This is a genomic window from Gammaproteobacteria bacterium, assembly GCA_015709695.1.
In the GTDB taxonomy this organism is placed as follows: domain Bacteria; phylum Pseudomonadota; class Gammaproteobacteria; order Steroidobacterales.
In genome coordinates, this window is record CP054183.1 from 2,196,858 (window position 1) to 2,209,425 (window position 12,568).

General features: G+C 68.4%; 10 protein-coding genes. 1 reads left to right on the forward strand and 9 read right to left on the reverse strand.

What is annotated here, in order from left to right:
* Positions 1-6: 6 nt before the first annotated feature.
* A complete protein-coding gene (locus HRU81_10265; protein QOJ33370.1) occupies positions 7-405 on the reverse strand; it encodes a cytochrome c in 399 nt (132 codons plus the stop codon).
* Between the two features lie 155 nt (positions 406-560).
* On the opposite strand from HRU81_10265, the gene HRU81_10270 reads away from it, so the two are divergent.
* Entirely contained in the window at positions 561-1,502 is a 942-nt protein-coding gene (locus HRU81_10270; protein QOJ32457.1) for an alpha/beta hydrolase, read from the forward strand.
* 9 nt (positions 1,503-1,511) lie between these two features.
* Here the strand turns inward: HRU81_10270 and HRU81_10275 are convergent, their stop codons facing one another.
* The 8 genes from HRU81_10275 to HRU81_10310 all read right to left on the reverse strand — a co-directional run bounded on the left by HRU81_10275 (position 1,512) and on the right by HRU81_10310 (position 12,351).
* Entirely contained in the window at positions 1,512-2,702 is a 1,191-nt protein-coding gene (locus HRU81_10275; GenBank protein QOJ32458.1) for an MFS transporter, read from the reverse strand.
* Between the two features lie 68 nt (positions 2,703-2,770).
* The gene (aceK, locus tag HRU81_10280) at positions 2,771-4,522 is read right to left on the reverse strand and encodes a bifunctional isocitrate dehydrogenase kinase/phosphatase (GenBank protein QOJ32459.1); all 1,752 of its coding nucleotides are present in this window, start codon (positions 4,520-4,522) and stop codon (positions 2,771-2,773) included.
* Complete coding sequence (gene aceA / locus HRU81_10285; GenBank protein ID QOJ32460.1) at positions 4,506-5,804, reverse strand: isocitrate lyase; 1,299 nt, start codon at positions 5,802-5,804, stop codon at positions 4,506-4,508. Before aceA ends, aceK begins: the two co-directional genes overlap by 17 nt.
* Positions 5,805-5,813: 9 nt before the next feature.
* Positions 5,814-7,421, reverse strand: coding sequence for a malate synthase A (gene aceB, locus HRU81_10290; protein ID QOJ32461.1), 1,608 nt, complete (start codon positions 7,419-7,421; stop codon positions 5,814-5,816).
* A 399-nt stretch (positions 7,422-7,820) separates the two neighbouring features.
* On the reverse strand, positions 7,821-8,807 hold the full coding sequence (locus HRU81_10295; GenBank protein QOJ32462.1) for a WYL domain-containing protein: 987 nt from the start codon (positions 8,805-8,807) through the stop codon (positions 7,821-7,823).
* 82 nt (positions 8,808-8,889) lie between these two features.
* The gene (locus HRU81_10300) at positions 8,890-9,855 is read right to left on the reverse strand and encodes a CbiX/SirB N-terminal domain-containing protein (protein ID QOJ32463.1); all 966 of its coding nucleotides are present in this window, start codon (positions 9,853-9,855) and stop codon (positions 8,890-8,892) included.
* A gap of 80 nt (positions 9,856-9,935) precedes the next feature.
* Positions 9,936-11,372, reverse strand: coding sequence for an FMN-binding protein (locus HRU81_10305; protein ID QOJ32464.1), 1,437 nt, complete (start codon positions 11,370-11,372; stop codon positions 9,936-9,938).
* Between the two features lie 10 nt (positions 11,373-11,382).
* Positions 11,383-12,351: a CbiX/SirB N-terminal domain-containing protein gene (locus HRU81_10310; GenBank protein ID QOJ32465.1), complete on the reverse strand. Its 969-nt coding sequence runs from the start codon at positions 12,349-12,351 to the stop codon at positions 11,383-11,385.
* Positions 12,352-12,568 lie beyond the last annotated feature (217 nt).

Below are 12,568 nucleotides of genomic sequence, written 5' to 3' on the forward strand. Positions count from 1 at the left end.
CGCCTGCTACTGCTGGATGGAGCGCAGGTACTCCACCAGCTTGTCCGTGATCCGGGCCACCTCGGCCTCGGCCGCCTGGTCGCCGCCCTGCTCCACCGACAGCTCCTGGCCCCACACGGGCATGTAGCGGGTGCCATGCACCGGATAGACGCTGCGGCCATCGATGGCCTTGCGCACGCGCTCGGCGGGGAAAGCGCCACCATTGGCGCGGCCGAGACGCGTAAGGTCGGGGACCATCACCCTGAGCGAGCCGGCCACCGGCCCGTCGCCGAGCCCGCTGCTGCCGTGGCAACTGGCACAGAAGCGCTCGTAGAGCTGGCGACCGGAATAGCCATCGAAGCGCCCGGCAGGGGCGCTGGCCTCCGCGAGCGCATGTGGCCCGGCGAGGCCGGCGAGAGCTGCCATCACGGCCAGCGCTGCTGCACGCATCATCCTGCACTCCCAGGTACGGAACGAGCCGTCAGCATACGGCAAAGTCGCGGCACATCCATAGCGGCGCACAGGCAAGGCACACCGGCGAGGTGCTAGCATGCACGCTGCCCCGCGGATGAAAATTTGCCATGCGATTGCTGCGCCAACTGCTGATCGGCCTCGTCATGCTGCTGGCACTGGCCTGGATCGCCCTGGCGATCTATGCCTATTGGCCCGGCGAACCCGAGGTGCCGGCACGCCAGCTCGCCACCGCCGCGGATCACTTCGTCAGCGTCGACGGCATGGCACTGCGCTACCGGACCTGGGGCGAGCGCGATCCCGGCAGGCCGAATCTGCTGCTGATCCACGGCTTCGCCAACTCGCTGCAGTCCTTCCGCCTGCTGGCACCGATGCTGGCGGAGCACTTCCACGTGGTGACGGTGGATGCGCCGGGCTTCGGGCTCTCGGCGAAGCCCGCAGAGCACGACTACGGCAACGCCTCGCAGGCGAAGGCGATCGCAGACTTCGCCGCGGCACTCGGCCTGGAGCGCTACGTCGTCGGCGGGCACTCCATGGGCGGCACGCTCGCCGTCTACGTCGCCGCCAGCGATCCGCACGTCACGGGACTGGTGCTCATGAACCCCGGCATCATCAGCACCGGCGTACCGGCCGTCACGCGCTACCTGTTCTGGCCGCTGCCCCGGGTCATGGCGCGGATGTTCGGCAGCCGGGCGTTCCGCGAAGACTTCCTCAAGCGCTCCTTCCTCGACCCGTCCATTGTCACCCCACAGGTGATGGATGCCGTGATGCTGGCGCCGCGCAGCGCAGGCTACCTGGATGGCATGGCGTCCATGATGGGCCAGTACCGCAGCGGCGACGAGCCGGCGATGGCCAGCCGCGTGCGCGTGCCGACGCTGATCGTCTGGGGCATGCAGGATCGCAGCAAGCTTCCGGGCGAACAGCAGCAGTTGCAGCGGCTCATCCCGGGCTCCAGGCTGGTGGAGGTGCCGGACTCGGGCCACTACGTGCAGGAAGAGCAGCCGGCCGCCGTTGCCGCGGCCTTGATCGCCGAGGCGCCGGCCTGGCGCTGAGCGGCGGCCTCAGCCGCTGCCGCGCGGCTCCGGCATGCGGATGGTGAAATACCACAGCTGCACCGCCAGCGTGAGCACGGCGCCTGCAAGCAGCGGCAGCGCCGGGGCCGCCTTGTAGATCGCGCCACAGAGGATCGGCCCGAAGATCATGCCCACTGTGGGGGCCGCCGCCAGCAGCCCTGCCACGGCGCCCTGCTCGCGCGGCCCCACGCTCAGGCTCCCCGCCGCATTGAGCCCCGGCGCGGCGAAGCCGAAGCTCACGCCGAATACCGCGTATCCCGCATAGAGCGCATGCACGCCAGGCCCGAAGGCGATCAGCAGGAGGCCGGCCGCCATGAGGCCGAATCCCAGGCGCAGCATCGTCGCCGGTGGCGCCTTCCACGCCTGCAGCACCACGGCCTGCACCAGCAGGGTGAAGAAGGCCATGCAGAGCATCGCCACCATCATGGTGCGCTGCGCCGCCGTCACCTCCGTGATGCTGTAGCGGTCGGCGACCCACGAGGCGGTGATGGTCTGGATGCCGGTGAACACGCCGAACACCACCATCCAGCCGACCAGGTAGGGCAGCACGCGCCGGTCGGTGGCCGCGAGATGCGGCGCGGCGCCACGCTCGCCCCGGCGGACAGGTTCCGGCAGGGCGACGAAGGCCCAGGCGCCGGCCAGCACGGCGAGCCCGGCCGCCACATACATCGCCAGCACCGGGCCGAAGCCCGCCAGTGCGCCGCCGAAGGCCGGGCCGATGATGGTGCCGAGCCCGCCTGCCATGGCGATGAGCGCCATGCCGGATGCGCGCGAGCCCTCGTCGGTCGTGTCGGCGATGTAGGCGGTGGCCGCCGGATTGATGCCGCCCACCACCACGCCGTAGGCCAGCCGCAGCACCAGCAGCAGCACGAACATCGGCAGTCCGGTGGCCCAGCCCCAGAGGCCGGCCTGCACGCCCAGCGCCAGCGCCGCGTAACCGATGGCATAGCCGGCCAGGCCGGTGAGGAACACCCGGCGCCGTCCCAGCGTCTCGCTCGCCCGTCCCCAGCGTGGCGCGGAGAATGCCAGCGCCACGTTGGAAGCGGCGATGACGAAACCGAGCTGCCACTCGGCCAGGCCAAGCTCGCGCGCCAGCGGCGTGAAGACGACGAACAGCAGGGACTGGCCCATGCCGTAGGTGATGAGGCCGGCCAGCAGGATCAGCTTGTCGCGGGACACGGGTGTTCCGGGCGCACAGGGGCCGCCATTCTAGCGGCGGCAGCCGGGGTCGTCGCGCCCGGTTGCACTCAGGATGCGAGCGCCGCCCGCCGCGCCTGGTAGGGCACGACCTCGAGGTGTCGTTCCGCTTCGTGCAGTGCCTTCAGGCGCCGCCACCAGTCGGCCGTCAGCAGCTCGGCATGGTGGCGCAGGAACTCCGCGCGCAGCTCGGCCCTGAGCCCGAGGAACTCCAGCCACTGCGCCGGGAAGACATCGTTCGGCCCCACATAGAACCAGGGCTCGGCGCGCCACTCGTCCTCGTCGTGCCGCGCCTCGGGCAGGTCGCGGAACCGGCAGTCGGTCACCAGGCAGAGCTCGTCGTAGTCATAGAAGATGACCCGCCCGTGGCGCGAGACGCCGAAGTTCTTCAGCAGCAGGTCGCCCGGGAAGACGTTGGAAAGGGCGAGGTCGCGCATGGCCTGGCCGTAGTCGCGGATGGCACGTCGCGCGGCGGCGCCATCGGCCTCGCGCAGGTACACGTCCAGCGGCTTCATGCGCCGCTCGAGATAGCAGTGCTCGATGATCAGGTCCTCGCCCTCGATCCTGCAGGCGAGCGCGGCCTGGGACAGCAGCTCCTCGAGCACCGCTGGCGCGAAGCGTCGCCGGGGGAATCGCAGGCGCCGGAACTCCTGGGCATCCACCAGCCGTCCCACCCGATCGTGCCGGAACACGAAGCGGTACTTGTCCATGACCTCCTCGCGTGTCGTGGTCTTCGGGAAGGCAAAGCGGTCGCGAATGACCTTGAAGACGATGTCGAGGGAGGCCAGCGTGAAGACGATCATCACCATGCCGCGCTCGCCCTCGGCGTGCGTGAAGAGATCACTGGACTGGCCGAGGTGACGGAACAGGCTGCGGTAGCGCTCGGTCTTGCCCTGCCTCGCCCGCCCGAGGACCGTGTAGAGCTCGTCGGTGGGCTTGCCGGGCATCAGCGTGCGCAGGAAGCGCAGGCCGGCGCCCACCGCCGGCAGGTCGGCATGGAAGTACGAGCGCGAGAAGCCGAACAGCGGCCGCACCTCGTAGTCGGACATCATCACCGAGTCCACGGCGATGCCGCTGTCGTCGTGGCGGAAGGCGATCACCAGCGGCAGGAACCAGTCCGCCGCCCGCATGCGCCCGACGACGAAGGCGCGGCTGCCTCGGTAGAACACCGGCTCCAGCAACTCGATGCCGTCCACGCTGCCGCGCAAGCCGCGGACCGCGGTGAAGGCCGCGACCTCGCCGGCGAGCAGGCGTACCGCGGCATCCCGGTCGACGATCAGGTCGCTCCAAGGCAGCTCGGCCAGCAACCGGGGCAGCGAGGCCTCCAGGCCGGCACCGGTGGCGTACTCCCGCGTCGGGGCGCTGCCCGTGTCGATGGTCGGCTCCAGGTCCAGCGCGACGAACTCCACGGCATCGTTGACGCCGACGGTATCGAACACCTTGCGCGTGATCGAATTGAAGAAGGTCTTGTAGAACTCGCGATCCGGACAGTCGGCGATCAGCGCCGCGAAGGCCGTGCGCGTGGCATTCCAGGCCTCCTCCTCCGCCACCGCCCGCCCCATGCGGCCGACCAGGCCGGCCAGGCACTTCTCCACCCGCCGATCGTAGAGCTCGATGCGCTCGACGGCATCGCGGGCTCCCAGCTTCCACTCACGCTCGCGGAAGCGCCGCTCGGCCCGGCGCGTGATGCTGCCGAACTCGAGGTTGTAGTCGACGAAGGCGGAGAAGACCGCGGCCGCGGCCTCGGCGGGGACCCTGCCCCACCGTGAAGGACCGGCCCCGTTCTCAGTGTCCGGCGGCACTCTTGAACTGCGCGGCCTCGGTGCTGCCCGCCATGGCCGTGGTGGAGGTCTCGCCGGCGGAAATGACGGTCTGCACCGCATCGAAGTAGCCGGTGCCGACGAAGGCCTGGTGCTTCACGGCGCGGAAGCCATGCGCTTCGTTGGCGAACTCCCGCTGCTGCATTTCCGAGTAGGCGAACATGCCGGCCTGTCGGTAGGCGCGCGCCAGTTCGAACATGGACAGGTTGAGCGCATGCCAGCCGGCCAGCGTGATGAACTGGAAGCGGTAGCCCATGGCGGCCAGCCGCTCGCGGAAGTCCCGCAGCCGCTCCGGCGGCAGGTTGGCCTGCCAGTTGAAGGAGGGCGAGCAGTTGTAGGCCAGCAGCTTGCCGGGGAACTTCGCGTGAATGCCCCTGGCGAAGCGCTCGGCCTGGACCAGGTCGGGTTTGGAGGTCTCGCACCACACGAGATCCGCATACGGCGCATAGGCCAGCCCGCGGTCGATGGCCTGCTCGAGGCCGGCACGCACCTGGAAGAAGCCATCGGCGGTGCGTGTACCGGTCATGAACCGGTGGTCCCGCGTGTCGTAGTCGGACTGCAGCAGGTCGGCCGCATCGGCATCGGTGCGGGCGATGAGCACGGTCGGCACGCCCATGACGTCGGCGGCGAAGCGCGCGGCCACCAGCTTGTTGATCGCATCCTGGGTCGGCACCAGCACCTTGCCGCCCATGTGGCCGCACTTCTTGGCCGAGGACAGCTGGTCCTCGAAGTGCATCCCCGCGGCGCCGGCGCGGATCAGCGCCTTGGCCAGCTCGAAGGCATTGAGGTTGCCACCGAAGCCGGCTTCGGCATCAGCGATGATCGGCGCCAGCCAGTCGATGCCATGGTCGCCATCCATGTGGTGGATCTGGTCGGTGCGCAGCAGGGCGTTGTTGATGCGCTCGACCATCTTCGGCACCGAGTCCACCGGGTAGAGGCTCTGGTCGGGATACATCTCCCCGGCGCTGTTGCCATCGCCCGCCACCTGCCAGCCGGAGCAGTAGATCGCCCTGAGGCCGGCCTGGATCTCCTCCACCGCCTGGTTGCCGGTGACGGCGCCGAGCCCGGCCACCACTTCCTCACCGTGCAGCAGGCGCCAGAACTTCTCCGCGCCCAGGCGGGCAAGGCTGTACTCGATGCGCACCGAGCCGCGCAGCCGCACCACGTCCGTGGCGCTGTACGGGCGCGTGATGCCGGCCCAGCGCGGGTTCTCCGCCCACTCGCGGCACAGCTGATCGGCATCCTGTTGGAGTTGCTGGTTCATCGCGGATCCTCAGGGCAGGTATTCGTAGGCAGGCAGGGTCAGGAACTCGTCGAACTCGGGCTTCCTGATCATGTCGCCGAAGAGCCTGGCCGCCGCGGCGAAGTGCCCGGCGGCGTAGCGTGCCGCGCCGACCTCGCCGGCGATCACCTCGAGCTCCTCGGCCAGGCTGCGATCGAAGCGCTCCACGTTTACGGGCCTGCCATCGTCGGTGCATGCGCCGTGGCGGATCCACTGCCAGAGCTGGGCCCTGGAGATCTCCGCCGTGGCGGCATCCTCCATCAGGTGATAGAGCGGCACGCAACCCAGTCCGCCGAGCCAGGCCTCGACGTACTGCACGCCGACGCGGATGTTGTGACGCAGGCCCGCGTCGGTGATGGCGCCCTTCGGCACCTCGAGCAGGTCCGCCGCCTCCACCCTGACGTCCTCGCGCAGGCGCTCGATCTGGTTCGGGCCGCTCATGACGGCGTCGAAGGCCTCGAGCGCCACCTCCGCCAGCCCCGGGTGCGCGATCCAGGTGCCATCGTGTCCAGCGCGGGCCTCGCGGGTCTTGTCGGCGCGCACCCGGGCCATCGCCTCGGCGTTGGCCTGCGCGTCACCGCGGATCGGGATCTGCGCGGCCATGCCGCCCATGGCGTGGGCACCGCGACGGTGGCAGGTGTGGATGAGCAGGTCCACGTAGGACTTCAGGAAGTGCCGCTCCATGGTGATGCTGCCGCGGTCGGGCAGCAGGAACCCGGGCCTGTTGCGGAACTTCTTGATGAAACTGAAGATGTAGTCCCAGCGGCCGCAGTTCAGCCCGGCCGAGTGCTCGCGCAGTTCCCAGAGGATCTCGTCCATCTCGAACGCGGCGAGGATAGTCTCGATGAGCACCGTGGCCTTGATGGTGCCGCGGGGCATGCCCAGCCATTCCTGGGCGGCGATGAACACGTCGTTCCACAGGCGCGCCTCGAGGTGGCTCTCCATCTTCGGCAGGTAGAAGTAGGGTCCGGTGCCACGGGCCGCGAGCTCGCGGTGGTTGTTGACGAGGAACACAGCCACGTCGAACAGCGAAGCGGACACCGGCTGGCCGGCGACACGCACGTGCTTCTCCGGCAGGTGCCAGCCACGCGGGCGCACGATCAGCGTCGCGGTGCGCTCGCCGAGGCGGTACGACTTGCCCGTCGACGGATCCTCGAAGGCGATGGAGCGGTCGACCGCATCGCGCAGGTTGGCCTGGCCGCGGACGATGTTCTCCCAGGTCGGCGCACAGGAATCCTCGAAGTCGGCCATGAAGGCCCGCGCCCGCGAGTTGAGCGCGTTGATCATCATCTTGCGATCCACCGGGCCGGTGATTTCCACGCGCCGGTCCCGCAGGTCGGCGGGTACCGGCGCCACGCGCCAGTCAGCGGCGCGGATGGCGGCGGTTTCCGGCAGGAAGCCCGGCAGCTCGCCGGCATCGATCGCCGCCTGGCGTGCACGGCGACGCGCCAGCAGTTCCTGGCGCCGGCCGTCGAAACGCTGGTGCAGGTAGCCGACCAGGGCCAGCGCCCGGTCGCCCAGCACTTCGCCGGTACCGTCGATGCGGGGGCCGGTGACTTCGGGCTGCGGCTGCGGGGTGGCGCCGTGGTCTGTTCTCATGCGGACTTCCGGGGGCCGGGCGGCAGTAGGTATTTGCCGCAGTATCCCGGAAACCGCCGTCCGGGTTCCTTGACGGACATCCCGAAGTGCGCATCTGTGCGGAGGGCCGGACCGGCTCCGGCAGCGGGCCGCGACGGCTCCGCGTGCCTTTTGACAAATCGTCAGCCCTGAAAAGAACGCGGCCCGGGTCGCGTCTTGGGAACACGGCCCGGGCCACGCCGACATCCTCCCGGACGCCGGAGGCCTGTCCCTGGCGCCGAATGACGCCAACTCCACCCTTCGCCCTGGATCAAGCCCGGTTGTCAGTGTTGGCCAGCCGTGACGAGTCTGTCATCCCCCATTTGGGTGAATCGGGGCAATATGAATTCCGGCAATATCCCTCGGCACCAGCCTCGCAGCTCAGCGCCGGTACTGGCGAGCGGCGGCATCGAGTTCGGCGATCACCGTCCGCCGAAGCGCGGCCGGTGCCAGCACTTCGACCTCCGATCCGTACTTGAGGATGTCCATGACCAGCTCGCGCGGATCGCTGTAGGGCAGCTTCAGGATCCAGGCGCCATCGAGTTCGAAGTGGCCTTCCTGCTGCGGATGCCAGCTTTCGCGCGACACCCAGCGCGCACGCACCGGGGAGAACCGCAGCACCGCGGTGTGCGCCACCGGTCCGGCGAAGATGCCGTAGCCGCCCTCCAGGGCGGCATCGAGCGCGGCATCCGGCACCTCGCGCGCCGCCCGGCCGGCGATGCGCGCATCGCGGATGGCATCCACTGCGAAGGTGCGCAGGGCACGGCGCAGGTGGCACCAGGCATCGAGGTACCAGTTGTCGCGGTAGTGGATCAGGCGCTGCGGAGAGACCTCGCGCTCCATGACCTCGTCGGTGCCGCGCCGGTGGTGGCGGATCCGCAGCCGGCGGCGCGAGAGCAATGCCGAGGCAATGGCCTGGAAATGGGCGGGCTCCACCGTGCGCGCACCCATCTGCAGGACGCGGATGCGGCGCGTGACCTCTTCGGCGGCAAAGTCTCCGGTGCCGAGGATCTTGCGGATGCGTTCGCGCAGCGGCCGCACCTGCTGGGCCAGCAGGCCTGGCTGCAGCCGCTCCAGCAACTGCTCCATGGTCAGCAGCGCATGCACCTCCTCGGCCGAGAACCACAGGCCGGGAAGCTGGAAGCTCCGGCTGCGCTGGTCGCCGCTGGCGGATTCGGCATCGAGGAAGTAGCCACCGCGCCCGCGATCCCACTCGATGGGCACCTGCATGCGGTCACGCAGGTAGGCCAGGTCGCGCTTCAGCGTCGCGCGGGAGACACCCAGGTCCTCGATGAAGGCCTCGCGTGGCACGCAGCGGCGCTGTTCCAGCAGGCGCTGCATGCGATAGAAGCGCTCGGTGCGATCCATGGCCGAATCGTACCCAAAAACAAGGGGCCGGCACCGCCCCGCGGTGCCGGCCCCTGCGCCCCGGCCCTGCGGCCGGATGACCTCAGGTGCCTGCTTGCGCCAGGCGGCCCACGGACAGGCTGTCCTTCACCGAGTCCACCACCCAGGTGTTGAGGTTCTCGTCCGGGAGGATGGCTTCGGTCTCGTGGTAGAGCACATCCTGCGGCCGGTCGGACTTGCGGATGGCCTCGCCGATGATGTCCTTCTGGAACATGTAGTCATAGGCGACGTACACCGAGATCACGATGTCCTTCTTCTTCTCGGCGAGGATCTGGTTGACGGCCTTGCGGGTCGGGTCGATCGAGTAGTTGACCAGATGGCCGCTCCAGGCGTAGTTGATGGTGTCGATGCCGGCGTTGTCCTTCAGGTGCTTGCCGAGGTCGCCCATCAGCGCTTCCCACTGCTGGTTGAAGCCGTTGTCACCATAGGCCGCCAGCGTCACGCCATAGTCCTTGCCATTGCCGTCCTTGAGCAGGTCCTTCACGCGACGCAGGATGTTGGCCTTGAGGAAGTCGGTGGAGTCGATGGTCTCCAGCAGCGTCACGCGCGCCTTGGGCCGGTAGACCGGCACCCCTTCCTTGGGCAGCATTTCCAGCGCCTTGGGATCGTTCTTCAGGCCCACCAGGTTGGGGATGTCGGAATTGGTGTGCCCGCCCACCGTCAGGAACAGCGGCAGCACCACCACCTCGTCGTACCCCTCGTCGTCGAAGGCCTTCATCTGCGTGGCCACCGAGGGCTCGGTGTACTCGTTGAAGGCGGTCTTCACGCCCTTGACGTTGGGCATCGCCAGCAACCGGTCCTTGGTGGCCTTCTCGACATCCACCAGCATGTCGCGCCAGGCCTTCTGCCGCGAGCCATGGTTGACCAGCAGCACGCCGATCTTGTGCTGGCCGGCCGCCTTGGCACCTTCCGCCTGCGCCTGGGCCTCGCCCTTGGGCGCTCCGCCGCAGGCGCCAAGCAGCAGCGCCGTGGCTGCCACCGCCATCATTGCCGTTACGGACTTGAACATGACACTCTCCTTTTGCAGCTGCATTTCCCGGCAGGCCCTGACCCCCGTCGCGCGGACCGCCGCGGTGATTCACCAAACCATCAGGCCCTGGCGCCTTCGGCCGACACCGGAATTTCCGCCAGCCTGGCCCCTGCCGTGCGGGTCTTCGGCGTGCGCGCCAGCCAGGCCGTGCCATCCAGCACCGCGCCCGTCGGGCACAGCGCACGGCACCAGAGCATCGGATAGTAGGCCGAGACCAGCACCACGGCCAGCGACAGCCAGAACCAGGGCGAATTCATGAACTCCAGCCCGAACAGGTCCGGGAACAGCTCGTAGCTGCCCCAGTCGCGCATGCCCGTGGCGATGCCGACGACCAGGGTGACGGTGATCGCCCAGCGCAGGAAGGACAGCGCGCGGTTGGACACCGGCAAGCGACCCTTCCAGGGCAGGAACCGCACCAGCAACAGCTGCACGTTGCCGTAGGGGCAGACGTAGCGGCAATAGGAATTGCCGTCCCAGATGGCGCTGAGCACGACGAAAGTCGCGTAGGCGCCGAGCAGGTACGACCAGGTCACGCCCATGAACGGCTGCATGAAGGTGACGTAGGTAAACGAGTTGTTGAGGTAGAAGCCGAGGTAGGCCACCGAGACCACGACGAACAGCAGGCTGAGCCGCCGCGAACGGCGCACCACCCGCAGGCCGGTGACGATGAACAGCAGGCCGATCAGCGCCGCCTGCAGCACCCAGGTATCGGGCAGCACCGCCTTGACGTCGAAGCCGGTCGCTTCCGAATCGAGGTAGATGCCCAGTGGCGACTCGCGGGCGATGCTCACCAGCTGGGTGACCGAGCGGGCCACACCCTCGGTGGTGAGCGAAGCGCCGCTCACCAGGTCAACCTGATGGCTCTTGCCGTCCAGCGGGATGCTCTGGAACTTCTCGTAGAAGCCGGCCTTCTCGATGTCGCGCAGGTAGCTGGTGGTCTCCATGGAACGCAGGTATTTCACCTGGCGGATCTGCCCGTCGAGGCCAACCGTCATGCCGATGTCGATCGGCCCGGCGTAACCCTTGACCTCCTTGTTCAGGCCGGTGTTCTCCATGTAGAGCTGCACCAGCTTGCCGTCCTTGTCCCACTCCTCGGCGTAGAACATGTCGAGCGCAGTCTTGAGCTTGACGCCGTCCGGATTGGCGGCGATGGCGCGGGCGTCGTTGTAGACCATCCTGGCCACGTCCTCGCTGAGGCCGGGGTTGGTGCGGGCGTCGCCGATGACGCCGAACAGCCGCTGCGGCTGCGGTTTCGCCTCCATGATGTGGTAGAAGGCGTGCTTCTCCCGGTCGGGAATCATGCCGGTGATCGGCGTCTGGTACTCCTCGCCGAAGCGCACCGGCTCGGAGAACCCCGTGACGTGCTCCTCGAACTCGAAGACCGGCTGGGGTTCCTGCAGGGGCCCGTTGACCCAGAAGTAGGCGTAGAGCGCGGCCACCACGGCCGTGAGGCCGAGCTTGCGCCAGGGAATGCGGATGGCTGCCACGCCGGCCATGGGATACCTCCTAGCCCCGATTCGGAGCGGGCACCGTGGCACCGCCCGCGTCACGCACGCGCTGCACGGCCTCCTGCACCTTGGTCACCACCCACTCGTTCACCACCGGGTCGGGCAGCACCGCATCGGGCTTGTAGCGGACCTTGGACGAGGTGGGCACCGCGTTGACGGCGGCCTGGATGGTATTCACCTGCAGCATCTCGTCGACCCCCACCAGCACCGGCACCACCAGCACCTGCTGCTCGAGATCCAGCACCTCGTTGATGACCTCGACCACGGGCGCGCCGGAGTAGTCGGTCAGCTTGCCGCAGAAGGCGAAGGCCACGGTGTCGATGTCGGTCTTGATCTTCAGGTAGCGGCCGATACCCTCCATGATGTCGCTCATCTGCTGGCCGTAGACTTGGTCGCCGTAGCCCACCAGGACGATGGCCATGTCCTCGCCGCTGTCCTGCCCCTTGAGCTCATTCACGCGGCGCAGCACGTTCTTCTTCAGCACCTCGGAATCACTGAGCGCGGGTGTCATCGCCACGCGGGCCTTCGGGTAGTAGACGTCGAAGCCCTCGTTCTGCAGTTGCTTGATGGCCTTGGCCTGGGTGCGCATGCCCGTGAGGTACTGCAGGTAGTTGTTGGACATGGTGGACTCGCCGGCGATGAGCAGCGGCACCACGATCACTTCGCCGATGCCCGCGGCATCGAAGGCGCGCAGCTCGGCGGCCACGTCGGGCTTGGTCTCCTCGATGAAGGCCAGGCGCATTTCCTTCACGCCGGGCTGCTTCATGATCGGCTCGCGCACCTGGTCGGCGAGCGTCTTCACCATGCCGACCCAGGTCGAGGACTTCGATCCATGGGCCACCAGCAGCACGCCGATGCTGGCGTCGTTGGCCGGGCCCGCCGGGGCAGAGGACTGGCGTCCGCAGGACGCAATGAACAGCGTCGCCGCTGCTGCAAGCAGGAAGGTGGAAAAACGCACGGCTGACATGTTCGCGTCTGCTCCTGGGGACTGTGGAAAATTGCCGGGCACGAGCCTGCCGCAACCACCTCCGGCTGCGCAGCCCCCCCCCCGGAACGTCGCTTGCTAGTCTGCTACGGGCGCTGCAGGCGGACAACGCAGCGGATGCGTCAAATTGTCGCATTGGCCGCGCAGCAGGCCGTCATGCGGTGCGCCGGGTTACCATGCGGCACGATCACCAGCGGGC

What these genes read in the sequence shown, in the direction of transcription:
- HRU81_10270 (QOJ32457.1), top strand. Translation starts at nt 561, where the DNA reads ATGCGATTGCTGCGCCAACTGCTGATCGGCCTCGTCATGCTGCTGGCA.
- aceA (QOJ32460.1), bottom strand. Translation starts at nt 5,804, where the DNA reads ATGAACCAGCAACTCCAACAGGATGCCGATCAGCTGTGCCGCGAGTGG.
- HRU81_10300 (QOJ32463.1), bottom strand. Translation starts at nt 9,855, where the DNA reads ATGTTCAAGTCCGTAACGGCAATGATGGCGGTGGCAGCCACGGCGCTG.
- HRU81_10295 (QOJ32462.1), bottom strand. Translation starts at nt 8,807, where the DNA reads ATGGATCGCACCGAGCGCTTCTATCGCATGCAGCGCCTGCTGGAACAG.
- HRU81_10305 (QOJ32464.1), bottom strand. Translation starts at nt 11,372, where the DNA reads ATGGCCGGCGTGGCAGCCATCCGCATTCCCTGGCGCAAGCTCGGCCTC.
- aceB (QOJ32461.1), bottom strand. Translation starts at nt 7,421, where the DNA reads ATGAGAACAGACCACGGCGCCACCCCGCAGCCGCAGCCCGAAGTCACC.
- HRU81_10310 (QOJ32465.1), bottom strand. Translation starts at nt 12,351, where the DNA reads ATGTCAGCCGTGCGTTTTTCCACCTTCCTGCTTGCAGCAGCGGCGACG.
- HRU81_10265 (QOJ33370.1), bottom strand. Translation starts at nt 405, where the DNA reads ATGGCAGCTCTCGCCGGCCTCGCCGGGCCACATGCGCTCGCGGAGGCC.